This is a genomic window from Streptomyces sp. NPDC111744, from assembly GCF_055634995.1.
Map to the genome: position 1 here is coordinate 192,124 of NZ_JBVKCG010000009.1, position 24,863 is coordinate 216,986.

Annotated in this window: 21 protein-coding genes; 16 read left to right on the top strand and 5 right to left on the bottom strand. The window is 70.1% G+C overall.

The window, feature by feature from the left end; genetic code table 11:
• The first annotated feature begins 31 nt into the window (after positions 1-31).
• The 7 genes from rsmD to mutM all read left to right on the top strand — a co-directional run bounded on the left by rsmD (position 32) and on the right by mutM (position 5,088).
• Positions 32-619 (top strand): 16S rRNA (guanine(966)-N(2))-methyltransferase RsmD, encoded by a 588-nt coding sequence (gene rsmD / locus ACZ7OO_RS21950; protein WP_471506726.1) that lies wholly within the window; start codon positions 32-34, stop codon positions 617-619.
• Between the two features lie 26 nt (positions 620-645).
• Positions 646-1,125: a pantetheine-phosphate adenylyltransferase gene (coaD, locus tag ACZ7OO_RS21955; protein WP_352219372.1), complete on the top strand. Its 480-nt coding sequence runs from the start codon at positions 646-648 to the stop codon at positions 1,123-1,125.
• A gap of 58 nt (positions 1,126-1,183) precedes the next feature.
• Positions 1,184-2,281, top strand: a complete 1,098-nt coding sequence (locus ACZ7OO_RS21960) for an ATP synthase F0 subunit B (RefSeq protein WP_471506728.1) — start codon at positions 1,184-1,186, stop codon at positions 2,279-2,281.
• A gap of 162 nt (positions 2,282-2,443) precedes the next feature.
• Positions 2,444-3,094, top strand: coding sequence for a YceD family protein (locus ACZ7OO_RS21965; protein ID WP_471506729.1), 651 nt, complete (start codon positions 2,444-2,446; stop codon positions 3,092-3,094).
• Between the two features lie 2 nt (positions 3,095-3,096).
• A complete protein-coding gene (rpmF, locus tag ACZ7OO_RS21970) occupies positions 3,097-3,270 on the top strand; it encodes a 50S ribosomal protein L32 (RefSeq protein ID WP_003951102.1) in 174 nt (57 codons plus the stop codon).
• A gap of 8 nt (positions 3,271-3,278) precedes the next feature.
• The gene (gene rnc, locus ACZ7OO_RS21975; RefSeq protein WP_471506731.1) at positions 3,279-4,145 is read left to right on the top strand and encodes a ribonuclease III; all 867 of its coding nucleotides are present in this window, start codon (positions 3,279-3,281) and stop codon (positions 4,143-4,145) included.
• An 82-nt stretch (positions 4,146-4,227) separates the two neighbouring features.
• The gene (gene mutM, locus ACZ7OO_RS21980; protein WP_352219376.1) at positions 4,228-5,088 is read left to right on the top strand and encodes a bifunctional DNA-formamidopyrimidine glycosylase/DNA-(apurinic or apyrimidinic site) lyase; all 861 of its coding nucleotides are present in this window, start codon (positions 4,228-4,230) and stop codon (positions 5,086-5,088) included.
• Here mutM and ACZ7OO_RS21985 read toward each other — a convergent pair.
• A complete protein-coding gene (locus ACZ7OO_RS21985; protein WP_471506734.1) occupies positions 5,061-5,465 on the bottom strand; it encodes a winged helix-turn-helix transcriptional regulator in 405 nt (134 codons plus the stop codon). The genes mutM and ACZ7OO_RS21985 overlap by 28 nt on opposite strands.
• An 83-nt stretch (positions 5,466-5,548) precedes the next feature.
• Positions 5,549-6,694, bottom strand: a complete 1,146-nt coding sequence (locus ACZ7OO_RS21990; RefSeq protein ID WP_471506736.1) for a CAP domain-containing protein — start codon at positions 6,692-6,694, stop codon at positions 5,549-5,551.
• A 189-nt stretch (positions 6,695-6,883) separates the two neighbouring features.
• On the opposite strand from ACZ7OO_RS21990, the gene ACZ7OO_RS21995 reads away from it, so the two are divergent.
• From ACZ7OO_RS21995 to ACZ7OO_RS22010, 4 genes are all read left to right on the top strand, one after another.
• Positions 6,884-7,165, top strand: a complete 282-nt coding sequence (locus tag ACZ7OO_RS21995; RefSeq protein WP_352219379.1) for an acylphosphatase — start codon at positions 6,884-6,886, stop codon at positions 7,163-7,165.
• A 383-nt stretch (positions 7,166-7,548) separates the two neighbouring features.
• On the top strand, positions 7,549-7,752 hold the full coding sequence (locus ACZ7OO_RS22000) for a hypothetical protein (RefSeq protein WP_390040801.1): 204 nt from the start codon (positions 7,549-7,551) through the stop codon (positions 7,750-7,752).
• A gap of 248 nt (positions 7,753-8,000) precedes the next feature.
• Positions 8,001-11,624, top strand: coding sequence for a chromosome segregation protein SMC (smc, locus tag ACZ7OO_RS22005; protein ID WP_471506738.1), 3,624 nt, complete (start codon positions 8,001-8,003; stop codon positions 11,622-11,624).
• Between the two features lie 258 nt (positions 11,625-11,882).
• Positions 11,883-13,301 carry a sugar porter family MFS transporter gene (locus ACZ7OO_RS22010; protein WP_471506740.1) on the top strand — a complete coding sequence of 473 codons (1,419 nt, stop codon included), beginning with the start codon at positions 11,883-11,885 and terminating at the stop codon, positions 13,299-13,301.
• A 333-nt stretch (positions 13,302-13,634) separates the two neighbouring features.
• Here ACZ7OO_RS22010 and ACZ7OO_RS22015 read toward each other — a convergent pair whose 3' ends face one another.
• Together ACZ7OO_RS22015 and ACZ7OO_RS22020 are read right to left on the bottom strand one after the other, a co-directional pair.
• Entirely contained in the window at positions 13,635-14,606 is a 972-nt protein-coding gene (locus tag ACZ7OO_RS22015; protein ID WP_471506742.1) for an LLM class flavin-dependent oxidoreductase, read from the bottom strand.
• 55 nt (positions 14,607-14,661) lie between these two features.
• On the bottom strand, positions 14,662-16,134 hold the full coding sequence (locus ACZ7OO_RS22020; RefSeq protein ID WP_471506744.1) for a cytosine permease: 1,473 nt from the start codon (positions 16,132-16,134) through the stop codon (positions 14,662-14,664).
• Positions 16,135-16,265: 131 nt separating this feature from the next.
• Here ACZ7OO_RS22020 and ftsY point away from each other — a divergent pair, with 131 nt between their 5' ends.
• Positions 16,266-17,459: a signal recognition particle-docking protein FtsY gene (gene ftsY / locus ACZ7OO_RS22025; protein WP_471506745.1), complete on the top strand. Its 1,194-nt coding sequence runs from the start codon at positions 16,266-16,268 to the stop codon at positions 17,457-17,459.
• A gap of 236 nt (positions 17,460-17,695) precedes the next feature.
• Here ftsY and ACZ7OO_RS22030 read toward each other — a convergent pair whose 3' ends face one another.
• Positions 17,696-18,352, bottom strand: coding sequence for a bifunctional DNA primase/polymerase (locus ACZ7OO_RS22030; protein WP_471506747.1), 657 nt, complete (start codon positions 18,350-18,352; stop codon positions 17,696-17,698).
• A 457-nt stretch (positions 18,353-18,809) separates the two neighbouring features.
• Here ACZ7OO_RS22030 and nsdA point away from each other — a divergent pair, with 457 nt between their 5' ends.
• From nsdA to ACZ7OO_RS22050, 4 genes are all read left to right on the top strand, one after another.
• Positions 18,810-20,294 carry a transcriptional repressor NsdA gene (gene nsdA / locus ACZ7OO_RS22035; protein ID WP_471506749.1) on the top strand — a complete coding sequence of 495 codons (1,485 nt, stop codon included), beginning with the start codon at positions 18,810-18,812 and terminating at the stop codon, positions 20,292-20,294.
• Between the two features lie 333 nt (positions 20,295-20,627).
• Positions 20,628-21,965 carry an ammonium transporter gene (locus tag ACZ7OO_RS22040; RefSeq protein WP_352219387.1) on the top strand — a complete coding sequence of 446 codons (1,338 nt, stop codon included), beginning with the start codon at positions 20,628-20,630 and terminating at the stop codon, positions 21,963-21,965.
• Positions 21,962-22,300, top strand: coding sequence for a P-II family nitrogen regulator (locus tag ACZ7OO_RS22045; protein ID WP_471506751.1), 339 nt, complete (start codon positions 21,962-21,964; stop codon positions 22,298-22,300). The genes ACZ7OO_RS22040 and ACZ7OO_RS22045 overlap by 4 nt, the downstream gene beginning before the upstream one ends.
• A gap of 35 nt (positions 22,301-22,335) precedes the next feature.
• Positions 22,336-24,792, top strand: a complete 2,457-nt coding sequence (locus tag ACZ7OO_RS22050) for a [protein-PII] uridylyltransferase (RefSeq protein WP_471506753.1) — start codon at positions 22,336-22,338, stop codon at positions 24,790-24,792.
• The last annotated feature ends 71 nt before the right edge of the window (positions 24,793-24,863 follow it).

The window sequence follows — 24,863 nt, forward strand, 5'->3', positions numbered from 1 at the left end:
GGTAAAGCCGTCCACGACGAAGGACCCTCGAATGACCCGCGTGATCGCCGGCGCAGCCGGTGGACGTCGGCTGACCGTGCCGCCCGGCACGGGAACCCGGCCAACATCCGACCGCGCACGCGAGGGCCTGTTCTCCACCTGGCAGTCCCTCCTCGACGGCCCCCTGGACGGCGAACGCGTCCTCGACCTCTACGCCGGTTCCGGCGCCGTGGGCCTGGAGGCCCTCTCCCGGGGCGCCGGCCACACCCTCCTCGTGGAGGCCGACCCCAGAGCCGCCCGTGTCGTACGTGAAAACGTGAGGAACCTGGGCCTGCCCGGCGCCGAAGTGCGGGCGGGCAAAGCCGAACAGATCATCCGGACACCGGCGCCGGCTCAGCCGTACGACATCGTCTTCCTGGACCCCCCGTACGCCGTCTCGGACGACGATCTTCGGGAGATTCTCCTCACACTCCACTCGGGGGGCTGGCTAGCGCCGGATGCCCTCGTCACCGTGGAGCGCAGCACCAGAGGCGGCGTCTTCCACTGGCCGACCGGTTTCGAGGCCCTCCGGTCCCGTCGCTACGGCGAGGGAACGTTTTGGTACGGTCGCGCCGCCTCTACGTGCGAAGACGCACGATGACCGGACCGGAGAGCGAGGGATCACAAGTGCGCCGCGCCGTCTGTCCCGGGTCGTTCGACCCGATCACCAACGGACATCTCGACATCATTGCCCGGGCGTCCCGTCTCTACGACGAGGTCTACGTCGCGGTGATGATCAACAAGTCCAAGAAGGGCCTGTTCGAGATCGACGAGCGGATCGACCTGATCCGCCAGGTCACCGCCGACTACGGAAACGTCCGCGTCGAGGCGTTCCACGGCCTCCTCGTCGACTTCTGTAAGCAGCGCGACATCCCGGCCATCGTGAAGGGCCTGCGGGCCGTCAGCGACTTCGACTACGAGCTGCAGATGGCCCAGATGAACATCGGCCTGTCGGGCGTGGAGACGCTCTTCGTGCCGACCAACCCCACCTACAGCTTCCTCTCGTCCTCCCTGGTCAAGGAGGTCGCCCAGTGGGGCGGGGACGTCTCCCACCTGGTTCCGGAGGCCGTTTTCGAGGCCCTCAACAAGCGTATTCGCGGGGACTGATGGGGCTACAGTCGTCCCGTCCGTCTCCAACACAGCTGTAGAGAGTGGCGAGCGCAGGGTGGACGTACAGAAGAAGCTCGACGAGATCGTGGCCACGGTCGCCGGTGCCCGGTCCATGCCCATGTCGGCGTCGTGCGTGGTCAACCGTGCCGACCTGCTCGCGATGCTCGAAGACCTGCGCCAGGCGCTGCCCGGCTCCCTCGCCCAGGCCCAGGAGCTGATCGGCGACCGCGAGCAGATGGTCGAGCAGGCCCGCATGGAGGCCGAGCGGATCATCGAGACCGCGCACGCCGAGCGCGGCTCGCTGATCTCCGGCACCGAGGTGGCCCGCCGCTCCCAGGCGGAGGCCGACCGGATCATCGCCGAGGCCCGCAGGGAGGCCGAGGAGGTCCGCGCCGACGCCGACGACTACGTCGACTCCAAGCTCGCCAACTTCGAGGTCGTCCTCACCAAGACCCTCGGCTCTGTCGGCCGTGGCCGCGAGAAGCTCCTGGGCACCGGCCCCGGCCTGGACGAGCAGGGCTACGAGGACGAGGACGCCCCCGAGCGCAGCCACGACCCCGAGACCCTGCGCCGGGACGCCGACGCCTATGTCGACGTCAAGCTCGGCGCGTTCGAGGCGGTCCTCGCCAAGACCCTGGAGGCCGTCGGCAAGGGCCGCGCCAAGCTGCACGGCCGGATCGCCTCCGACGACCTCGGCGCCCTGGCCGACGACACCACGACGTTCCAGCACTCCAGCGACGCCGACTACCTCGCCGACCTCGCGGCCCTCGCCGACCAGGACGCCCAGACGGCCCAGGCGGCGCAGGCCGAGCAGCAGCAGGCCGTCGCCGCCCAGCAGCAGCCGCAGTACGACCAGCAGCCGATGCAGCAGCCCGTCGTACCGCAGCAGGATCCGTACGGGTATCCGCAGCAGCAGCAGCAGCCCGCCTACGCCCAGCAGGACGCGTACGGCTACCAGCAGGACCCCTACGGCTATCAGCAGGCCGACCCCTACGCCTACCAGGGCTACGACACCGGCCAGCAGCCCGTCTACGACCCCCAGCAGCAGCCGGCCCAGCACCAGTCGTACGCCCTCGACGAGACCAGCCTCTTCGACACCGGCATGATCACGCCGGAGCAGCTGAGGGCGTACGAGCAGGGCCGGGGCCTCTAGACCGGGCCGCAGGCCTGGGAAAGCGGCCGCAGGCCAGCGGATTGGGCCGACAGCGAAAGGTCCAGTATCCTGACTGTTCGGTCGCGTCTACGTCTGCGATCAACGCTGCCCGGAGGAAAACTCCGGACGGCGGCCCTCTGAACTCGAAGATCGAAAGCAGGAATGGCTCCTCACGCACGCCTCGACCACCGCAACCCGTTCGTGTTCGACACACACGAGCTGGGGCGGCGTCCTGGCGCGCTGCAGCGCCTGACCCGCACGATCGACGCTCCCAAGGATCTCGGTATCCAGGGGGTCATCGGAGTGCCGGAAGGCGCCCCGGTGGAGCTCGACCTCCGGCTCGAGTCGGTCATGGAAGGGGTGCTCGTCACAGGCACCGCCCGTGCACAGGCCGAGGGGGAGTGCGTAAGGTGTCTGGAGCCGGTCGAGCAGGAGCTCGAAGCGGACCTCCAGGAACTGTTCTCGTACCCTGACGCCGACGACCGGGGCCGCGTGATCGCGGAACCGGGCGACGACGCCGAGGACGACGAGGACAGGTACTTCATCGAGGACGGCTTGTTCGACCTCGAACCCGTGCTGCGTGATGCGGTGGTGCTCGCACTGCCGATGCAGCCGGTGTGCCAGGACGACTGTCCAGGGCTGTGCTCCGAGTGTGGAGTTCGCCTTGCGGACGACCCTGGCCACCACCATGACGCCGTCGACATCCGTTGGGCGGCTTTGCAGGGACTCGCCGGATCCACGAAGGACGGCGAGAAGGACGAGATGAGCGGCGCTGACGCGGAAGCGGGCGTCGACGAGAAGCAGGAGAAGTAGCCGTGGCTGTTCCGAAGCGGAAGATGTCGCGCAGCAACACGCGCCACCGCCGGTCGCAGTGGAAGGCTGCGGTCCCCACCCTGGTTGCGTGCGAGCGCTGCCACGAGCCCAAGCAGCAGCACATCGCGTGCCCGTCTTGCGGCACCTACAACAAGCGCCAGGTCCTCGAAGTCTGAGCGGCCAGGTGAGAGGCACTGTGTCCAGTCCCAAGAAGGCGGATGACGCCAAGGCGGACCCATCCGCCAAGAAGAAAACGGACAACACGGCCTCGTCCCACACGCTTCTGGAAGGGCGGCTCGGCTACAAGCTCGAGTCCGCCCTTCTGGTGCGTGCTCTGACCCACCGTTCCTACGCGTACGAGAACGGCGGCCTGCCGACGAACGAGCGGCTGGAGTTCCTCGGTGACTCCGTCCTCGGCCTCGTCGTCACGGACACGCTGTACAAGACCCATCCGGACCTGCCCGAAGGCCAACTGGCCAAGCTCCGGGCAGCGGTGGTGAACTCGCGTGCGCTCGCGGAAGTGGGCCGCGGTCTCGACCTGGGTTCCTTCATCCGGCTCGGCCGCGGTGAAGAGGGCACGGGCGGCCGGGACAAGGCGTCCATCCTCGCCGACACCCTGGAAGCGGTGATCGGCGCGGTCTATCTCGACCAGGGCCTCGACTCGGCGTCCGAGCTGGTGCACCGGCTCTTCGACCCGCTGATCGAGAAGTCCTCGAACCTCGGAGCCGGCCTGGACTGGAAGACCAGTCTCCAGGAGCTCACCGCGACGGAGGGGCTCGGCGTGCCCGAGTACCTGGTCACGGAGACCGGCCCCGACCACGAGAAGACCTTCACTGCTGCCGCCCGCGTCGGAGGCGTCTCGTACGGCACCGGCACCGGCCGCAGCAAGAAGGAGGCGGAACAGCAGGCCGCCGAGTCCGCCTGGCGCGCCATCCGCGCCGCGGCGGACGAGCGAGCCAAGGCAGCCAAGGCAGCCAAGGCGGCAGCGGCAGCCGAACAGGCCGCCGCGGCCGAAGAGGACGACGGCTCGTCGTCCGCCGCCTCCGCCTGAAGAACAGCGCGATGATCCGAGCGCCCGGCCCCTTCCCAGGGCCGGGCGCTCGAATCGTCCAGGGTCCTGCACGGGAGACGCGATGCCCGAATTGCCCGAGGTCGAGGTCGTACGGCGTGGCCTGGAGCGATGGGTCGCCCATCGGGTCGTAGCCGAGACCGAAGTGCTGCATCCGCGTGCCGTACGACGGCACCTCGCCGGCGCGGACGACTTCGCGCACCGGCTCAAGGGCCACCGTGTGGGGGTCCCGAGCCGGCGGGGAAAGTACCTGTGGCTGCCGCTGGAGGACACCAACCAGTCGATCCTCGCCCACCTCGGCATGAGCGGTCAGCTGCTGGTGCAACCGCACGAGACACCGGACGAGAAGCACCTCAGAATCCGCGTCAGATTCGCCGACGGCCTGGGTACCGAACTCCGTTTCGTCGACCAACGCACCTTCGGCGGGCTGTCGTTGCACGACAACACCCTTGAGGGACTGCCGGACGTCATCGCGCACATCGCCCGCGACCCCCTTGACCCGCTCTTCGACGACGAGGCCTTCCACCAGGCGCTCCGCCGGAAGCGGACCACCATCAAAAGGGCGCTGCTCGACCAGTCGTTGATCAGCGGAGTCGGCAACATCTACGCGGACGAGGCCCTTTGGCGGGCCCGTGTCCACTACGAACGCCCGACCGCCGGCCTCACCCGACCGCGCACCGCCGAACTCCTCGGCCATGTACGGGACGTGATGAACGCGGCGCTCGCCGTCGGCGGCACCAGCTTCGACAGCCTCTACGTCAACGTCAACGGCGAGTCGGGGTACTTCGACCGCTCACTGGACGCGTACGGCAGGGAGGGGCTGCCCTGCCGGCGGTGCGGTACGCCGATGCGCAGACGGCCCTGGATGAACCGGTCCAGCTACTTCTGCCCGAAGTGTCAGCGGGCGCCGCGGGTCTCGTCGTAACGTTCGCGGGCGGCCAGCACCTCGTCCATCCGGCTCTCCACGAAGTGGACGACGGACAGCAGGCGCTCGGCGACCTCGCGGCCGAGCGGGGTGAGTTCGTAGTCGACGCGCGGCGGGTTGGTCGGCTGGGCCTCGCGGCGCACCAGGCCGTCGCGCTCCAGCGCCTGGAGGGTCTGGGAGAGCATCTTCTCGCTGACGCCGTCCACGCGCCGGCGCAGCTCGTTGAAACGGAACGACCCCTCGTGCAGCGCGCTCAGCGTCAGCCCGCCCCAGCGGCCCATGACATGTTCGAGCGTGGTGCGCGAGGGACAGGCCCGGGCGAAGACGTCGTACGGAGGATGCGTCTCCTCGGGACGGTCCTGGATGCTGGTGGTCATGCGTCAAGAGTAAGGGAGCACAGCGCTAACCGACAGGGGGCGCTAACTGTTGGTTAGCGTCCCTCCGGGGGGGCCGGGACGGCTCAGTACCCGAAGTCCTGCGTCCACCAGGGGCCGCCCGAGCCGAAGTGGACCCCGACCCCGAGGGTCTTGAAGTCGCAGTTCAGTATGTTGGCGCGGTGGCCCTCGCTGTTCATCCAGGCGTCCATGACGGCCTGGGCGGTTGCCTGGCCCCGGGCTATGTTCTCGCCCCCCAGGTTGGCTATGCCGTCGGCCGCGGCCCGGTCCCACGGCGTCTTGCCGTCCGGGTCGGTGTGGTCGAAGAAGCCCCGTGCGGCCATGTCCTCGCTGAACGACTCGGCCAGCTTGGTCAGCGAGGAGTTCGCTGACAGCGCGCTGCAGCCGACCTTGGCCCGCTCCTCGTTCACCAGCTTGAGCACCTCGGCCTCGGCGGCGGCCGCCTCGGACACGGTGATCGGCGCGGACGTCCTCACCGGCGCGTTGGTGGCCGTCTTGGTCGGAGTGGGCGTCGCCTTCCTGGAGGGCGTCGCCCTGGGCGTCGGCTTCTTGGTCGCCGTCTTCGTCGGGGTGGGCGACGCGGAGGCGGAGGTGGAGGCCGAGGCGGACGCGGAAGCGGATGCCGTCGCCGTCGGCGAGGTGGAACGCCGGGTGCCACGGCCGGCCGAGGAGCCGGTGTCCTGGCTCTCGGCGCTGCCGGAGGTGCCGCCCTGCTCGGCGGCCGTGTTGCTGGGCACCCCGTCGGCCTGTACCTGGTCGCCGCCGGTGGTGCTGGTGCTGCCGCCGAGCTTGTAGTTCTCCAGGCCCGGCACCACACCGGTGGCGACCGCGACGGTGCCGATGGCGACGGCGGCCGAGACCCCGAGCAGACCCGTGCGCACGGGCCGTCCGGCCTTCTTCCTGCGCCGGTGCCCGCTGCCGCCCGACGGGGAGCCGCCGACGACCGGGGCGAACTCCTCGGTGGAGAAGACGGCCGTGTCGTCGGCCCGGGCGTAAGGGTCTTCGGTCGCGTACAGGTAGGCGGAGCTGCGCGCGTTGGCGTCGGCGTACTCCTCCTGGTGCAGGTAGGCCGCAGTGCCCGTACCGAAGCGGAGGCCCGCGAAGGAGTCCTGCGGGTCGTGGCCGCCCATGTACGGGCCGTCGTTCTCCGTGACCCCCGTGGCGCGGCCCGTGGCGGCGCGGCCGGCGGCGGAGCGTCGGTGGCGTCCCATGTCCTTGCCTTCTTCCCTCGTCCTCGCGGTCAGGGTCGACCAGGGGCCGGTGTGGCCAATGACTCCTTCTGGTCAACCAGACTCACTCGATCGAGTGAGTTTCAGATGAGATTCATTGGGTCGGGACGGTACCGCATGGCGGTGAAGGCGGAAGTGTTCCGAGTGACATTGGCCGGTTAGGTTGCACCCATGAGCGAGGATGTACGACTGGTCGCCTGGGTCCGTGGACGCGTACAGGGCGTGGGATTCCGCTGGTTCACGCGGGCCAAGGCACTGGAGATCGGCGGCCTGAGTGGTTTTGCTCTCAATTTGGGCGACGGCCGCGTGCAGGTGGTCGCGGAGGGCTCACGGGCGGGCTGCGAAGGGCTGCTCGACTGGCTCCAGGGCGATGACACGCCCGGGCGGGTGGAGGGTGTCACCGAGATCTGGGACACACCCCGCGGCGGTTACGACGGCTTCGCCATCCGCTGACCCCGTTGCGCAAAGCCCCGCAGGTGGAGGTGGAGCGAACTGCCACCGGCATGTGCCCGAAGTAGAAATGTCCTGGTGGTTGCCAAGAATCGCTTGTCGTGGCAGGCTCCGCAGACAAAGGTGATCGCCAAGCCCCGAGGGCCCCGCAGGAGTCGCAGCGCCGCCGGTCCTGAGCCGCGCACGCCCGGGTTCGCCCGCCAATACAGGGCGTGATCGTGTTGACCGTCAAACTTTTTGGTGAGACGCTGAAAGCCCCGCGCACCTTAGCTGTTTGGCATGGAGCAACAGGCGAGTAACACTCGGATGTGTCAAGCACAGCGGGTGCGAATCCCTCACGACCCACACCGCTTCGGTCGGTCACTCAATGTGGAGGACCATCCATCATGGCAAAGGCGCTTCTCGGTTACGTCGGCGGCTCCGACCCGCGACTCCTCGCCGAGATGCGACGGCTCCAGCAGCGTGTCCAGGACCTCGAATCCGAGCTGGTACGGATTCAGGCCGAGAACGACGCGCTGACGGCTGCCGCTTCTCCCGACAGGATCATGGAGAGCATCGACGCAAACCAGGCGGAGCCTGCGTTCACCTGATCGCTGCATCGCTCCACAACAGCACATGCGGCGGTTGGGCAGCTCTTTCAACCGCTAAGTTCTCAAGATTTGCAAGGGACGCCTCGGCGTCCCTTCTTTCTTGCCTGCCCCCCGCGCCCGGCCCTTTCAGCCCCGCGCATCCTTTCACCTTCTTTAACGTCTGGTGTGCCCTGCATGTTCATGCGCGAAACCGCGAGGTTGCGAGGGTTCGTGGAGTGCGGTAGCGCCGCCGGGTAAAGTCCGACGGCGTGCATCTCAAGGCCCTGACCCTTCGGGGGTTCAAGTCGTTCGCCTCGGCGACCACGCTCCGGTTCGAGCCGGGGATCACGTGTGTCGTCGGTCCGAACGGCTCGGGCAAGTCCAACGTGGTGGACGCGCTCAGCTGGGTCATGGGCGAACAGGGTGCCAAGTCGCTGCGCGGCGGCAAGATGGAGGACGTCATCTTCGCCGGCACCACCGGCCGGCCGCCGCTGGGCCGCGCCGAGGTGTCCCTGACCATCGACAACTCCGACGGCGCGCTGCCCATCGAGTACGCCGAGGTCACCATCACGCGGATCATGTTCCGCAACGGCGGCAGCGAGTACCAGATCAACGGCGACACCTGCCGACTCCTCGACATCCAGGAGCTGCTCTCCGACTCCGGTATCGGCCGTGAGATGCATGTCATCGTCGGCCAGGGCCAGCTCGACTCCGTCCTGCACGCGGACCCGATGGGCCGCAGGGCCTTCATCGAAGAGGCGGCCGGCGTCCTCAAGCACCGCAAGCGCAAGGAGAAGGCGCTCAGGAAACTGGACGCGATGCAGGCCAACCTCGCGCGCGTGCAGGACCTCACCGACGAACTCCGCCGCCAGCTCAAGCCCCTCGGCCGCCAGGCGGCGGTGGCTCGCAGGGCAGCCGTCATCCAGGCCGACCTGCGCGACGCGCGCCTGCGCCTGCTGGCCGACGACCTCGTACGGCTGCGCCAGGCGCTGCAGACCGAGATCGCGGACGAGGCCGCCCTCAAGGAACGCAGGGAAGCCGCCGAGCAGGAGCTGAAAAAGGCACTCCAGCGGGAGGCGCTCCTGGAGGACGAGGTACGGCAGCTCACCCCGCGCCTCCAGCGCGCACAGCAGACCTGGTACGAGCTGTCCCAGTTGGCCGAGCGGGTGCGCGGCACCATCTCGCTGGCTGACGCCCGGGTGAAGAGCGCCACCTCCGCGCCGCCCGAGGAGCGGCGCGGCCGCGACCCCGAGGACATGGAGCGGGAGGCCCACCGGATCCGTGAGCAGGAGGCCGAGCTGGAGGCGGCCCTGGAGGCGGCCCAGCACGCCCTCGACGACACCGTCGCGCACCGCGCCGAACTGGAGCGCGAACTGGCCCAGGAGGAGCGCCGCCTGAAGGACGTGGCCCGCTCCATCGCCGACCGCCGTGAGAGCCTGGCCCGACTGAACGGCCAGGTCAACGCGGCCCGTTCGCGCGCCGGTTCCGCCCAGGCCGAGATCGACCGCCTCGCCGCCGCCCGTGACGAGGCCCAGGAACGGGCGGTCTCGGCGCAGGAGGAGTACGAGGCACTCAAGGCGGAGGTCGACGGCCTCGACGCCGGCGACGAGGAACTGGGCGACCAGCACGAGAAGGCCAAGCTGCGGCTCGCCGAGGCGGAGGCGGCCCTGACCGCGGCCCGTGAGGCGACCACCGCGGCGGAACGCAGCCGCGCCGCGACCCAGGCCCGCCACGAGGCGCTGGCACTGGGCCTGCGCCGCAAGGACGGCACCGGCATACTGCTCGGCGCCCGGGACCGCCTCACCGGGATCCTGGGTCCGGCGGCGGAACTGCTGACGGTGACCCCGGGCCATGAGGTCGCCCTGGCGGCGGCCTTCGGCACGGCAGCGGACGCGATCGCCGTCACCACGCCGTCCGCGGCAACCGACGCGATCCGCCTCCTACGCAAACAGGACGGAGGCCGAGCAGCTCTGCTCCTGTCGGGGGCCCCCGAGGCGCCCCGAGCTGAGGCGCCCCCATGGGGCGCGGGGAACGGCGCGCTCAGCCACGACGGCGGGGCACCCGACCGACGACCCACCACGGCACCCCTTTCAGGGGCCTACGCCGCCGACCTCGTCCGCGGCCCCGCCGACCTCATGCCCGCCGTCCGCCGCCTCCTGCACGGCATCGTCGTGGTCGACACCCTCGAAGCCGCCGAGGAACTCGTCCACCGCCACCCCCACCTCACGGCCGTCACCGCCGAAGGCGACCTCCTCGGCGCGCACTTCGCCCACGGCGGCTCCGCCGGCGCCCCCAGCCTCCTCGAAGTACAGGCCTCCGTCGACGAGGCCGCCGCCGAGCTGGAAGAGCTGGCGGTCCGCTGCGAGGCGCTGACCGAGGCCCAGCGGACGGCCCAGGAACACCGCAAGGCGTGCACGGCACACGTCGAGGAGCTGGCGGAACGCCGCCGCGCCGCCGATCGGGAGAAGTCGGCCGTGGCCCAGCAGCTCGGCCGGCTCGCCGGACAGGCACGCGGCGCCGCCGGCGAGGCGGAACGTTCCACGGCGGCCGCCGCCCGCGCCCAGGAGTCCCTCGACAAGGCCCTGGAAGAGGTCGAGGAGCTGGCGGAGCGGCTCGCCGTGGCCGAGGAGATGCCGGTCGAGGAGGAGCCGGACACCTCCGTGCGGGACCGTCTGGCCGCCGACGGCGCCAACGCCCGCCAGACCGAGATGGAGGCCCGCCTCCAGGTCCGTACCCACGAGGAGCGGGTCAAGGGACTCGCCGGCCGCGCCGACTCCCTCGACCGCGCCGCCCGCGCGGAACGCGAGGCACGCGCGCGTGCGGAGCAGCGCCGGGCCCGGCTGCGCCACGAGGCGGCCGTCGCGGAGGCCGTCGCCGCCGGCGCCCGCCAGCTGCTCGCGCACGTCGAGGTCTCGGTCGGCCGGGCCGACCGGGAACGGGCCGCCGCCGAGGCCGCGAAGGCCCGGCGCGAGCAGGAACTGACCGCCGCCCGCAAAACCGGCCGCGACCTCAAGGGAGAACTCGACAAACTCACGGATTCAGTTCACCGGGGTGAGGTACTCGGCGCCGAGAAACGGCTGCGGATCGAGCAGCTGGAGACCAAGGCGCTGGAGGAGCTCGGTGTGGAACCGGCGGGGCTCGTGGAGGAGTACGGTCCGCACCAGCCGGTGCCGCCCTCGCCCCCCGCCGAGGGCGAGCTGCTGCCGGAGGACCCCGAGCACCCGCGCAACCAGCCCAAGTCCTTCCACCGGGCCGAACAGGAACGCCGGCTCAAGGCGGCCGAGCGTGCCTACCAGCAGCTCGGCAAGGTCAACCCGCTAGCCCTGGAGGAGTTCGCGGCCCTCGAGGAACGGCACAAGTTCCTCAGTGAGCAGCTGGAGGACCTGAAGAAGACCCGCGCCGACCTGCTTCAGGTGGTGAAGGAGGTCGACGAACGTGTCGAACAGGTCTTCACGGAGGCGTTCAGGGACACGGCGAGGGAGTTCGAGGGCGTCTTCAGCCGTCTCTTCCCGGGCGGCGACGGGCGGCTGATCCTGACCGACCCCGACAACATGCTCACCACGGGCGTGGACGTCGAGGCCCGTCCGCCGGGCAAGAAGGTCAAGCGGCTCTCCCTGCTGTCGGGTGGCGAACGCTCGCTGACGGCCGTCGCGATGCTGGTGTCGATCTTCAAGGCGCGGCCCAGCCCGTTCTATGTCATGGACGAGGTCGAGGCGGCCCTGGACGACACCAACCTCCAGCGGCTGATCCGCATCATGCAGGAGCTCCAGGAGTCCTCCCAGCTCATCGTGATCACCCATCAGAAGCGCACGATGGAGGTTGCGGACGCGCTGTACGGCGTCTCCATGCAGGGCGATGGTGTGTCGAAGGTCATCAGCCAGCGGCTCCGCTGACCTTGCGTGCGCCGTACATCAGCCAGCCCTGCCTGACCTGCGCAACCCCTTCATGACTTCAACTACTGAACACAAAGACCTTCACTGTGCCTTCAAGCTCACAGTGAAATGCGTATTGACTTAGAAACTTGAAGGCATAGTCTCTGCAACGTTGCTTTTGCCTTCAGGTGTGAGTGGCGTGAAGTCGTGCGCCACTTGAACCTGAGAGGGCTCACCCCCACCCCCGGCAGCGCTGCCGGGTGGCCCGAGGAGTTTCTTGTGACCAGCACTGCGCAGGCACCCAATTCAGGAGCCGGGACGGCTCACCCCGATCATCTCGGGCATGTCATCTTCATCGCGGCGGCCGCCGCGATGGGCGGTTTCCTCTTCGGCTACGACAGCTCCGTCATCAACGGCGCCGTCGAGGCCATCCGAAGCCGCTATGACGTCGGGTCCGCCGCCCTGGCCCAGGTCATCGCCGTCGCCCTGATCGGCTGTGCCATCGGCGCCGCGACCGCCGGCCGGATAGCCGACCGGATCGGCCGTATCCGCTGTATGCAGATCGCAGCCGTGCTGTTCACGATCAGCGCCGTCGGTTCGGCGCTGCCCTTCGCCCTGTGGGACCTCGCCTTCTGGCGGATCATCGGCGGCTTCGCCATCGGTATGGCCTCCGTGATCGGCCCCGCCTACATCGCCGAGGTCGCCCCGCCCGCCTACCGCGGCCGCCTCGGCTCCTTCCAGCAGGCCGCGATCGTCGTCGGTATCGCCATCTCGCAGCTGGTCAACTGGGGTCTGCTCAACGCCGCCGGCGGCGACCAGCGCGGCAAGCTGATGGGCCTGGAGGCCTGGCAGGTCATGCTGGGCGTCATGGTGATCCCGGCCGTCCTCTACGGCCTGCTCTCCTTCGCCATCCCCGAGTCCCCGCGCTTCCTGATCTCCGTGGGCAAGCGCGACCGTGCCCGCGAGATCCTCGAAGAGGTCGAGGGCGACAAGATCGACCTGGACGCCCGCGTCGCCGAGATCGAGCACGCGATGAAGAGCGAGCGCAAGTCGACGTTCAAGGACCTGCTCGGCGGCTCCTTCTTCTTCAAGCCGATCGTCTGGATCGGTATCGGCCTCTCGGTCTTCCAGCAGTTCGTCGGCATCAACGTCGCGTTCTACTACTCCTCGACGCTGTGGCAGTCGGTCGGTGTCGACCCGACGGACTCGTTCCTCTACTCCTTCACGACGTCGATCATCAACATCATCGGCACCGTGATCGCCATGATCTTCGTGGACCGTATCGGCCGTAAGCCGCTGGCCCTCATCGGCTCGGTCGGCATGGTCGTCGGCCTCGCCCTGGAGGCATGGGCCTTCTCCTACGACTTGGTCGACGGCAAGCTCCCGGCCGCACAGGGCTGGACCGCGCTGATCGCCGCCCACGTCTTCGTCCTCTTCTTCGCCCTGTCCTGGGGTGTGGTCGTCTGGGTCTTCCTCGGTGAGATGTTCCCGAACAAGATCCGCGCCGCCGCGCTGGGCGTGGCCGCCTCCGCACAGTGGATCGCCAACTGGGCCATCACCGCGAGCTTCCCGTCGCTGGCCGACTGGAACCTCTCCGCGACCTACGTGATCTACACGATCTTCGCGGCCCTCTCCATCCCGTTCGTCCTCAAGTTCGTCAAGGAGACGAAGGGCAAGTCCCTGGAAGAGATGGGCTGACCCTCCCAACGAGGCCCCCGAACTCGAGGAGAAGGGCCAAGTCCCCGCTGCCCTTCTCCTCGTACCCCCCCCGCCGCCCCGCCCGGTCACTGCCCGGGCGGGGCGGCGGTTCACAGCCACCCGACTGCTCGACCGACTCGCAGAACACCCCGACGTCTCGACCGCCCGCCGAGTCTCCCTGCCGCAACGGCGCTTCTGCGCCTCCCTGATCGCGACTTCCGCTGCCCCATGTGACCTCCGCCGCCCCATGTTCGTCCGCCGCCACGGCGCTCAGCCACGACGGCGGTGGCCGGCGGTGTCCGCTTTCCGTGCGCCCCCGCGGGCAGCCCCCCACTACGCCGCCAGCGCCGGAAGCACCGCCTCCGCGAACAGCCGCAGGCTTCGCCAGCCCTCCTCCAGGGGCATGCCGCCCGCCAGGGGGTGCAGGACCAGGTTGTCCAGACCGGCCGCCACGCACTCCTCCGGCGTGAGAATGCGGTAGACGCCCTCCGCGCGAAGTTCCTCCACCGTCGTGGCCGACGAGCGCACCGCCGAGTGGATGTCGCCGGACTGCCAGGACGCGTAGGTCCGGGCCTCGTGCAGGAAATGCTCGCCGTACTGTGCCCACGCCCGGGTCGGATCCTCGGCGATGTGCAGCAGCGGCGTCTCCGCCGTGGGCATCATCGTCCAGCCCTCGGTGCCGTACTCGGTGAGCTTCTCCTTGTAGTACGCCTCCAGCTTGGGGAGATGCGCGCTGGGGAAGAACGGCAGGCCGAGGCGGGCGGCGCGGCGGGCGGCGGCCTTGGAGGAGCCGCCGACCAGCAGCAGGGGGTGCGGATCGGTGAAGGGGCGCGGTGTGACCCGTACCGTACGGCCCCGGTACTCGAACTCCTCCCCGGTCCACGCCTTGAGTACCGTCTCCAGTACCTCGTCCTGCAGCCGCCCCCGCCGCTTCCACTCCACGCCGAACAGGGCGTACTCCTCCGGCCGGTAGCCGATCCCGGCCACCGTCACCAGCCGCCCTCCGCCGAGCAGGTCCAGCACCGCGATGTCCTCGGCCAGTCGCAGCGGGTCGTGCAGCGGGCCGATCACCGCCGACACGGTCACCGCGATGTTCCGCGTCGCCCCGAACACGGCGCCCGCGAAGGCGAACGGCGACGGCAGCCAGTTGTTGTCGACCCCGTGGTGTTCCTCGGTCTGGACCGTGGTGACCCCGTGCTCGTCGGCGTACGCGGCCATCTCCACGGCGGCCCGGTAACGGGCGCCCAGGGAAGCTGAGTCGGCCCCGGGCTCGACGAGGTTGAAGCGAACGACCGAGACGGGCATGAGAGTCCCCTTCACCTTGGCAGGGCGGCTGTCGGGGACAGTAGCTGACGGTACGTCAGACAGCCAGGGCTGTGCGCTCCTCGGCCGCCGTCGGCACCACCGCCGGCTTCGGCAGCACCGCATACAGCAGACCCGCGACGACGATCGTCGCGATCCACCCCAGCCCGTACCTGCCGACGGGGTTGTTCGCGGCGAGCGGGCCGGTGAACCAGTCGGACGCGGTGAACAGGAGCCCGGCCAGCAGTCCGAGCACCCAGGCCGTCACGGCGGCGGGGGAGAAGCCCGCCCGGTACCAGTAGGCGCTGGTGCGGGTGGTGTCGAGGAGTGCCGTGGCGTCGTACTCCCGACGCCGGAGCATGTCGACGCCGAACACGCCCACCCACGCCGAGAACGCCACCGCCAGCAGGGACAGGAAGGCGATGAACGAGCCCATGAACGAGGTCACCGCCAGCATCAGGATCCCGCCGAGGACCAGCGAGATCGCCGCGTTGACGGAGACCGCCCAGTGGCGGGGGAGCCGGAAACCGAGCGTCTGTGCGGTGAAGCCCGCCGAGTACATCGACATCGCGTTGATCAGGAGCATGCCGACCAGGGCGATGAGCAGATAGGGGGCCGCGAGCCACAGCGGGAGGATCTCGCCGAGGAAGGAGACCGGGTCGCTCGCCTTGGCGAGTTCAGGCGTCCCGGACGCCATCACCGCGCCCATCAGGACCATGGGGAGTACGACGATCCCGGCACCGCCGACCGTGTTGCGTACGATCGCCGCCGAGGACGCCGTGCCCGGCAGATACCGCGTGAAGTCCGGCGAGGCCGGCGCCCAGCTCATCCCGCCCGCCGCGATCAGCCCGACACCGGTGACCATCGCGGCCGTGGGCCCGGCGTGCCGCCCGAACACCTCGCTCCAGTCCGTCTCCACGATCAGATAGCCGAGGACCAGCAGGGAGAAGGCGCCGAACAGCCAGGTCGCCCACCGGTTGCAGCGCTGCACCGCATTGATGCCCATGCCCGAGATCGCGAACGTGGTGATCACGAAGAGCAGCAGGGTGACGATGATCAAGGCGGTGTTGCTCCTGATCCCGAAGACGATGTCCAGGACCGTCAGCAGCGCATAGGCGCCGGTCACCGCGTTGATCGTCTCCCAGCCCCAGCGTGCCACCCAGATCAGCGCGCCGGGCAGCAGATTGCCGCGTTGCCCGAAGACCGCGCGGGAGAGGGCCATGCCCGGTGCGCCACCCCGTTTGCCCGCGATGCCGATCAGCCCGACCAGGCCGTACGACACGATCGGCGCGGCGGTGCCGACCACCAGGGCCTGCCAGAAGTTCAGTCCGAACGAGACCGCGAGGCCTGCGCCCATGGTGAGCAGCAGGACACTGATGTTGGCGGCGATCCAGGTGGGCAGCAGTCCCCGGGGTGTCGCGGTGCGCTCGGAGTCGGGGACCGGTTCGATGCCCCGGGTTTCGAGGCCGTGGTGCTCCAGCGACTCTTCGAGATGTTCGAGGGCGCCATCGTGGTGGGCGGTGGTGCTCATGGGCAGTCATCATACTTTAGTCTGATGAATACCCCTAAAGGGGTCATCCGAATTATTCGGAGGATCATCCAGAGACTCTCTCGCGAGGGAGCAAAGTCGTGCCCGGGGGAGGGATGGATACTGGACGGGTTATGGAAACCGTCATCCTTGCTGTAGTCATCGCCGTGGTCGTGCTCGGCGCGCTCGGCGGGCTGGTCATCGGCAGCCGGCGCAAGAAGCCGCTGCCCCCGCCGCCCCCGTCCGCGCCCGACATCACCGCGCCCCCGGCCGAGCCGCACGTCGGCGACGAGGCCGAGACGCCACGCGACGAACCGCGCCGGACGATAGAGGAGGTCGACCTTCCCGACGGCTCGGCCCCCGTCGTCGTAGAGGAGCCCCCGGCTCCCGAGATCGAGATCCCCGAGCCCACGGCCGGCCGTCTGGTGCGGCTGCGTGCCCGGCTCTCCCGCTCCCAGAACGCCCTCGGCAAGGGGCTGCTCACGCTGCTCTCGCGCGAGCACCTCGACGACGAGACCTGGGAGGAGATCGAGGACACCCTGCTCACCGCCGACGTCGGTGTGCAGCCCACCACCGAGCTGGTCGACCAGCTGCGCGAGCGCGTCAAGGTGCTCGGCACCCGCACCCCCGAGGAACTGCGCGGGCTGCTGCGCGAGGAGCTGCTCAAGCTGGTCGGCACCGACGCCGACCGCATCGTGAAGACCGAACCCGCCGACCGCAAGCCGGGCATCGTGATGGTCGTCGGCGTGAACGGCACCGGCAAGACCACCACCACCGGAAAGCTCGCACGCGTGCTCGTCGCCGACGGCCGTACGGTCGTCCTCGGCGCCGCCGACACCTTCCGGGCCGCCGCCGCCGATCAGCTCCAGACCTGGGGTGAGCGCGTGGGCGCCTACACCGTGCGCGGGCCGGAGGGCGGCGACCCCGCCTCCGTCGCCTTCGACGCGGTGAAGGAGGGCAAGGAGATGGGCGTCGACGTGGTGCTCATCGACACCGCCGGGCGGCTGCACACCAAGACCGGCCTCATGGACGAGCTGGGCAAGGTCAAGCGGGTCGTCGAAAAGCACGCCCCGCTGGACGAGGTGCTGCTCGTCCTCGACGCCACCACCGGCCAGAACGGGCTGGTCCAGGCCCGGGTGTTCGCCGAGGTCGTCGACATCACCGGCATCGTGCTCACCAAGCTGGACGGCACCGCCAAGGGAGGCATCGTGATCGCGGTCCAGCGCGAACTGGGTGTCCCCGTCAAGCTCATCGGGCTCGGCGAGGGCGCGGACGACCTGGCACCGTTCGAGCCGGAGGCGTTCGTCGACGCCCTTATCGGTGACTGACCGCCAGGGAATGGACTTACCACCCTCCGGACCGTGGAGCAGCGCCCGATCCCCGAAGAGCAGCTGGGGACGGGCGCTGCTGTCGTCCTGGGGGCCTGATCGGCGCCGCTCCCGCGGGCCCGGTTGTTCCGCCGTGGTTTCTCGGCGGAAGGGTGCGGTAGCCGGCCGGCACGAAGAAGAGCCCCGCCGCATGGTGCAGATGCGGTGGGGCTCCCCGCTGTCGGCCGCCGTGGCGGCTAAGCCCGGGACCGGTGGGCCACGTAGGCCAGCGTCCCCAGCAGCAGCCGGCCGGCCGGCGGCTTCGTCGCCGAGTCCAGGGCCGGTGGCCGCAGCCAGCGCACCGGGCCCAGGCCGCCCCGGTCGGACGGCGGTGCGGTGATGTACGTGCCCGGGCCGAGGCCGCGCAGGTCCAGGGAGGTCGGGTCGTCCCAGCCCATGCGGTAGAGGAGTCCGGGAAGTTCCGCGGCGGCGCCGGGGGCGACGAGAAACTGGGCGCGGCCCTCCGGGGTGGCGGTGACCGGGCCGAGCGGCAGGCCCATACGCTCCAGTCGGACCAGGGCCCGGCGCCCGGCGGGCTCGGCGACCTCGACGACGTCGAACGCGCGGCCGACCGGCAGCATCACCGCGGCGCCCGGGAACTCCCCCCAGGCCTTGGTGACTTCGTCGAGCGTGGCCCCGGCGGACACCTGGGGCGCGAAGTCCAGCGGATGCGCTCCCGGCGCGGGACAGTCGGTGTGCCCGCACGAACACGCGCCGGCCGCGGCCCGAGCACCTGGGACCACATCCCAGCCCCACAGACCGGTGAACTCGGCGACGGCGGTGCAATCCGATGAACGACCGCGCCGGCGCGTGCCGGAGCGGATGTCGCGAATGCCGCCGATCGTGAAGCCCATGCCCCCTCCAACGGGTCCGGCGCGCCGGTGGTTACGACACGGAACGAGACGGAAACGGAACGTGACGCTACGGCTCCGCCTTCCCTCTCGCGCGCAAGGTCAAGGCGGCGCCTGGAAGCGCCTCCGGTGGTGCACCTGGGGCAGTGCGCCCCCGAGTGCATCGCTCCGCCTACTCCCGGCCGTCCTATGTCAAGTGAATCGCGCCAAGGCCACCGTGAGTTCATTCGAAGGGGTGGCGAATGGTGGCGTTTCCGGGATCGCCATGGCAGGAGCAGTGATCGTAGGATTACTTTGAGTGCACGAGGCCTGGGGGCACATGCTCCCGTGGGTATGCCGGAGGCAACTCGGCATCCCGTTCGAAGGGTGAGAACTACCGGACGGGCAGCCGTATTTACCGGCATTCTGATAGGGCTTGGCGCATCCGGCATCAAGTGGTCTCAGGGATGGGGGCGTTCCAGTGGGCGGCAACGACGGAAGCGGGACGACCGCGACCAGTACGGACAAGCGCCCCAATGAGCTGCTCAACTCGTGGTTCGTGCGCAGCGGCTGGTCCAAGGGCGAGCTGGCGCGGCAAGTGAACCGCAGGGCACGCCAGTTGGGGGCCAACCACATCTCGACGGACACGTCGAGGGTGCGCCGCTGGCTCGACGGGGAGAACCCGCGCGAGCCGATCCCGCGGATCCTCTCCGAGCTCTTCTCCGAGCGCTTCGGCTGTGTCGTCTCGGTCGAGGACCTCGGTCTGCGGGCCGCCCGCCAGTCACCCTCCGCGACCGGCGTCGACCTGCCCTGGACGGGCCCGCAGACGGTGGCCCTGCTCAGCGAGTTCTCGCGCAGCGACCTGATGCTGGCGCGGCGCGGCTTCCTCGGAACCTCGCTGGTCCTGTCGGCGGGCCCGTCCCTCATCGAGCCCATGCAGCGCTGGCTCGTCCCCTCGCCCGCCGGCCCGCAGCCGGTCCCCGAGCAGGCGGCCGACTCCCGCCGCCCGGGCCGCCTCTCCAAGCCCGAGCTGGAGCTCCTGGAGTCCACCACGGTGATGTTCCGCCAGTGGGACGCCCAGTGCGGCGGCGGTCTGCGCCGCAAGGCGGTCGTCGGCCAGCTGCACGAGGTCACCGACCTCCTCCAGGAACCGCAGCCCGAGGCGACCACCCGCAAGCTCTTCCAGGTCGCCGCCGAACTGGCCGAGCTGGCCGGCTGGATGTCGTACGACGTCGGGCTCCAGCCCACCGCCCAGAAGTACTTCGTGCTCGCCCTGCACGCGGCCAAGGAGGCCGGTGACAAGCCGCTGGGCTCGTACGTCCTCTCCAGCATGAGCCGCCAGATGATCCACCTCGGCCGCCCCGACGACGCCCTGGAGCTGATCCACCTCGCCCAGTACGGCAGCCGGGACTGCGCGAGCCCGCGCACCCAGTCGATGCTGTATGCGATGGAGGCCCGCGCCTACGCCAACATGGGCCAGCCCGGAAAGTGCAAGCGGGCGGTCCGGATTGCCGAGGACACCTTCGCCGAGGCCGACGAATGGGACGAGCCGGACCCCGACTGGATCCGCTTCTTCTCCGAGGCCGAGCTCTACGGCGAGAACAGCCACTCCTTCCGCGACCTCGCCTATGTCGCCGGCCGCAGCCCCACCTACGCCTCGCTGGCCGAGCCCCTGATGCAGCGAGCCGTGGAGCTGTTCGCCAAGGACTGCGAGCACCAGCGGTCGTACGCACTGAACCTCGTCGGCATGGCCACCGTGCACCTGCTGCGGGGCGAGCCCGAGCAGAGCACGGTTCTCGCCTCCGAGGCCATGGGCGTCGCCAAGAAGGTGCGCTCCGAACGCGTGAACACTCGTATTCGAAAGACGGTGGATTCGGCCGTCCGTGACTTCGGCGATCTCGCCGCGGTCGTCGACCTCACCGAACAGCTCGCCGTCGACCTTCCGGAGACCGCCGAGGCGGTCTGACCCCCGGCACTTCCCAGACCCCGGCCGCGGCCGGCCCTCCCGAACTGCCCGACTCGGCTCCCCCATGCCAGGTCAGCGGAAGGCCGCCCGGCCGGTTCCATTCCTCCGGGACCAGGTTGCGCCACGATAACGATCCCGCAGCCGGACATCTCGCAGTTCATCTACGCGTAACACGCCAGGCGCCTTCGTCACTCCGGCGAAACAACGAGGGGCACCGACCGAAACCGCGCTGCGCCAATCTCATGGCGCATAACCGGCCCACCCCCCGCTTGACCGGACCGCTCTCAGGCATCGCCCGCACGCAGGGCCGTACCAATCGACGAGGAGACGCCGATGGCACCAGCCATCATGCTTGCCGCGGAGGCACCCAAGCTGTCTGCCGCGAACACAGGCTTCATGCTCATCTGTTCCGCCCTGGTGCTGCTCATGACGCCGGGACTCGCCTTCTTCTACGGGGGCATGGTCCGCGTCAAGAGCACCCTGAACATGCTGATGATGAGCTTCATCAGCATCGGGATCGTCACCATCCTGTGGGTTCTCTACGGCTTCTCCCTTGCCTTCGGTTCCAGCAACGGCTTCATCGGCTTCAACTCCGACTGGCTGGGTCTCAGCAACATCGGGCTGACGGAACTCTGGGACGGCTACACGATCCCGATCTTCGTCTTCATGGTCTTCCAGATGATGTTCGCGGTCATCACACCGGCCCTGATAAGCGGCGCCCTCGCGGACCGTGTGAAGTTCTCGGCCTGGGCGCTCTTCGTCGCCCTGTGGCTCACGATCGTCTACGTCCCGGTCGCCCACTGGGTGTGGGGCGCCGACGGCTGGGCCTACAAGCTCGGTGTGATCGACTTCGCCGGTGGTACCGCGGTCCACATCAACGCCGGTGCCGGCGCCCTCGGTGTGATCCTGGTCATCGGTAAGCGCGTCGGCTTCAAGAAGGACCCGATGCGCCCGCACAGCCTCCCGCTGGTCATGCTCGGCGCCGGTCTGCTGTGGTTCGGCTGGTTCGGCTTCAACGCCGGCTCCTGGCTCGGCAACGACGACGGCGTCGGCGCGCTGATGTTCGTCAACACGCAGGTCGCCACCGCCGCCGCCATGCTGGCCTGGCTCGCCTACGAGAAGATCCGCCACGGCGCGTTCACCACCCTGGGCGCCGCCTCCGGCGCGGTCGCCGGCCTGGTCGCGATCACCCCGTCCGGCGGCGCGATCAGCCCCATGGGCGCGATCGCCGTCGGCGCGATCGCCGGTGTCGCCTGCGCCGCGGCCGTCGGACTGAAGTTCAGGTTCGGCTACGACGACTCCCTCGACGTCGTCGGCGTCCACATGGTCGGCGGCATCATCGGCTCCCTGCTCATCGGCTTCTTCGCCACCGGCAAGGGCCAGTCCGCCGCGACCGGCGTCTTCTACGGCGACCACTCCTTCACCCAGCTGTGGAAGCAGTTCGCCGGTGTCGGCGCGGTCCTCGCCTACTCCCTGGTCGCCTCCGCGGTCCTCGCCTTCCTCCTCGACAAGACCATCGGTATGCGGGTCTCCGAGGACGAAGAGGTCTCCGGCATCGACCAGGCCGAGCACGCCGAGACTGCATACGACTTCAGCGGGGCGGGCGGCGGTGTCCTCGGCACCGTCTCCGCCGCGGCCCTGGCCGGCACGAGCAAGAAGGTGGACGCATGAAGCTCATCACCGCCGTCGTGAAGCCCCACCGGCTCGACGAGATCAAGGAGGCCCTGCAGGCCTTCGGCGTGCACGGTCTCACGGTCACCGAGGCCAGCGGCTACGGTCGGCAGCGCGGCCACACCGAGGTCTACCGTGGTGCCGAGTACACGGTCGACCTGGTGCCCAAGATCCGCATCGAGGTACTTGCCGAGGACGAGGACGCCGAGGGTCTGATCGACGTCATCGTCAAGGCCGCCCGCACAGGCAAGATCGGTGACGGCAAGGTCTGGTCGCTCCCGGTCGAGACCGCCGTACGGGTCCGCACGGGTGAGCGCGGACCGGACGCACTGTAGAACAGAACCATCTGAATACAGGCAGGAGTCGCTGGGTGACGGGTACGGATGTTCGGAACGACGCAGAGGACTCGGGACCCAGCGGTTACGCGGCGGCCCGGCTGCGCCTCCTCACCGAGGGGGCGCGGTCCGGGCCGTCGCGCCGTACCGCCCTCTCCGAACTGACGGACGACTGGCTGACCGGCCTGTTCGCCGCGGCCACCGAGGGCATCCCAGGTGGCGTCTGCCTGGTCGCCGTCGGCGGCTACGGCCGCGGCGAGCTCTCCCCGCGCAGCGACCTGGACCTCCTGCTGCTGCACGACGGCGGCGACGCCGGCGCGGTGGCCGCCGTCGCCGACCGGCTCTGGTACCCCGTCTGGGACCTGGGCCTGGCCCTCGACCACTCCGTGCGCACGCCCGCCGAGGCCCGCAAGACCGCCGGCGAGGACCTCAAGGTCCAGCTCGGCCTCCTCGACGCCCGCCATATCGCCGGCGACCTGGGCCTGACCTCCGGACTGCGCACCGCGATCCTCGCCGACTGGCGCAACCAGGCGCCCAAACGCCTCCCGGAACTCCAGGAGCTCTGCACCGAGCGCGCCGAACGCCAGGGCGAGCTGCAGTACCTCCTGGAGCCGGACCTGAAGGAGGCCCGCGGCGGGCTGCGGGACGCCACCGCGCTGCGTGCCGTCGCCGCCTCCTGGCTGGCCGACGCCCCGCGCGAGGGCCTCGCCGAGGCCCGTCGGCGCCTGCTCGACGTCCGTGACGCCCTGCACCTCACGACAGGGCGCGCGACCGACCGCCTGGCGCTCCAGGAGCAGGACCAGGTGGCGGCCGAACTGGACCTCCTCGACGCCGACACCCTGCTGCGCCAGGTCTACGAGTCCGCGCGCGTCATCTCGTACGCCAGTGATGTCACCTGGCGTGAAGTGGGGCGCGTGCTGCGCTCGCGCGCCGCGCGGCCGAGGCTGCGCGCCATGCTGGGCGGCGGCAAGCCGGTCGCCGAGCGCTCCCCGCTCGCCGAAGGGGTGGTGGAGCAGGACGGCGAGGTGGTGCTCGCCCGCGCCGCGCGCCCCGAACGCGACCCCGTGCTCCCGTTGCGCGCCGCGGCCGCCGCCGCGCAGGCCGGCCTCCCGCTCTCCCTGCACGCCGTACGGCGCATGGCCGCCACCGTGCGCCCCCTGCCCACGCCCTGGCCCGCCGAGGCGCGTGAGCAGCTGGTCACGCTCCTCGGCTCCGGCAGCCCGACCGTCGACGTCTGGGAGGCGCTGGAGGCGGAGGGCCTGATCACCCGGTTGCTTCCCGACTGGGAGCGGGTGCGCTGCCGACCGCAGCGCAACGCCGTGCACATCTGGACCGTCGACCGGCACCTCATCGAGACCGCCGTCCGCGCCTCCGAGTTCGCCCGCCGTGTCCACCGCCCCGACCTGCTCCTGGTCGCCGCGCTGCTGCACGACATCGGCAAGGGCTGGCCCGGCGACCACTCGGTGGCGGGCGAGATCATCGCCAAGGACGTGGCGGCCAGGATCGGCTTCGACCGCGCGGACGTGGCGGTCCTGTCGACGCTCGTCCGACACCACCTGCTGCTCATCGAGACCGCCACCCGGCGCGACCTCGACGACCCGGCCACGGTCCGCCTGGTCGCCGACGCGGTCGGCTCCCAGGGCACCCTGGAGCTGCTGCACGCCCTCACCGAGGCCGACGCGCTGGCCACCGGCCCGGCCGCCTGGTCGTCCTGGCGCGGCTCGCTCGTCGCCGACCTGGTCAAGCGGGTCTCGGCGGTCCTCGCCGGGGACGCCACCGACGAGCCCGAGCCGGGCGCGCCCACGGCCGAGCAGGAGCGGCTGGCCATCGAGGCCTTCCGTACCGGCAGTCCGGTGCTGGCCCTGCGCGCCCAGACCGAACCGGCGGCCACGGACGAGGAGCCGGCCGGCGACCCCGAGCCGCTCGGCGTGGAGCTGCTCATCGCCGTACCGGACCAGCCGGGCGTCCTCCCGGCCGTCTCCGGCGTCCTCGCCATGCACCGCCTCGCCGTCCGCACCGCCGAGCTGCGCTCCCTCCAGCTCCCCGACGACGTCGACGACGGGGCCGTCCTGCTGCTGGACTGGCGGGTGGCGGCCGAGTACGGCTCGCTGCCCCAGGCGGCCCGCCTGCGCGCGGACCTGGTCCGCGCCCTGGACGGCTCCCTGGACATCGCAGGACGCCTCGCCGAGCGGGACGCGGCCTACCCGAGGCGCCGGGGCTGGGTGGCCCCGCCACCGCGCGTGACGGTGGCCTCGGCGGCCTCCCGGCACGCCACGGTGATCGAGGTCCGTGCCCAGGACGCACCCGGGCTCCTGTTCCGGATCGGGCGGGCGCTGGAGGACGCCGAGGTACGGGTCCGCAGCGCACATGTCAGCACCCTGGGGTCGAACGCCGTCGACGCCTTCTATGTGACCGGCTCCGACCACTCACCGCTGCCCGCCGAGGAGGCCACCTCCGTGGCGCGCAAACTGGAAGAGACACTGAGGGCCTGACCACAGGGTTGTGCAAGGCGGGGACTACTTCCTTGCGCGGCCGGATACCCTGGAAGACGCTCACCGCCCCC

What these genes read in the sequence shown, in the direction of transcription:
- ACZ7OO_RS22040 (WP_352219387.1), top strand. Translation starts at nt 20,628, where the DNA reads ATGGCACCAGCCATCATGCTTGCCGCGGAGGCACCCAAGCTGTCTGCC.
- ACZ7OO_RS22045 (WP_471506751.1), top strand. Translation starts at nt 21,962, where the DNA reads ATGAAGCTCATCACCGCCGTCGTGAAGCCCCACCGGCTCGACGAGATC.
- mutM (WP_352219376.1), top strand. Translation starts at nt 4,228, where the DNA reads ATGCCCGAATTGCCCGAGGTCGAGGTCGTACGGCGTGGCCTGGAGCGA.
- ACZ7OO_RS22020 (WP_471506744.1), bottom strand. Translation starts at nt 16,134, where the DNA reads ATGAGCACCACCGCCCACCACGATGGCGCCCTCGAACATCTCGAAGAG.
- ACZ7OO_RS22015 (WP_471506742.1), bottom strand. Translation starts at nt 14,606, where the DNA reads ATGCCCGTCTCGGTCGTTCGCTTCAACCTCGTCGAGCCCGGGGCCGAC.
- ACZ7OO_RS21990 (WP_471506736.1), bottom strand. Translation starts at nt 6,694, where the DNA reads ATGGGACGCCACCGACGCTCCGCCGCCGGCCGCGCCGCCACGGGCCGC.
- rsmD (WP_471506726.1), top strand. Translation starts at nt 32, where the DNA reads ATGACCCGCGTGATCGCCGGCGCAGCCGGTGGACGTCGGCTGACCGTG.
- ACZ7OO_RS21985 (WP_471506734.1), bottom strand. Translation starts at nt 5,465, where the DNA reads ATGACCACCAGCATCCAGGACCGTCCCGAGGAGACGCATCCTCCGTAC.
- ACZ7OO_RS22030 (WP_471506747.1), bottom strand. Translation starts at nt 18,352, where the DNA reads ATGGGCTTCACGATCGGCGGCATTCGCGACATCCGCTCCGGCACGCGC.
- ACZ7OO_RS21995 (WP_352219379.1), top strand. Translation starts at nt 6,884, where the DNA reads ATGAGCGAGGATGTACGACTGGTCGCCTGGGTCCGTGGACGCGTACAG.
- ftsY (WP_471506745.1), top strand. Translation starts at nt 16,266, where the DNA reads ATGGAAACCGTCATCCTTGCTGTAGTCATCGCCGTGGTCGTGCTCGGC.
- ACZ7OO_RS21965 (WP_471506729.1), top strand. Translation starts at nt 2,444, where the DNA reads ATGGCTCCTCACGCACGCCTCGACCACCGCAACCCGTTCGTGTTCGAC.
- ACZ7OO_RS22000 (WP_390040801.1), top strand. Translation starts at nt 7,549, where the DNA reads ATGGCAAAGGCGCTTCTCGGTTACGTCGGCGGCTCCGACCCGCGACTC.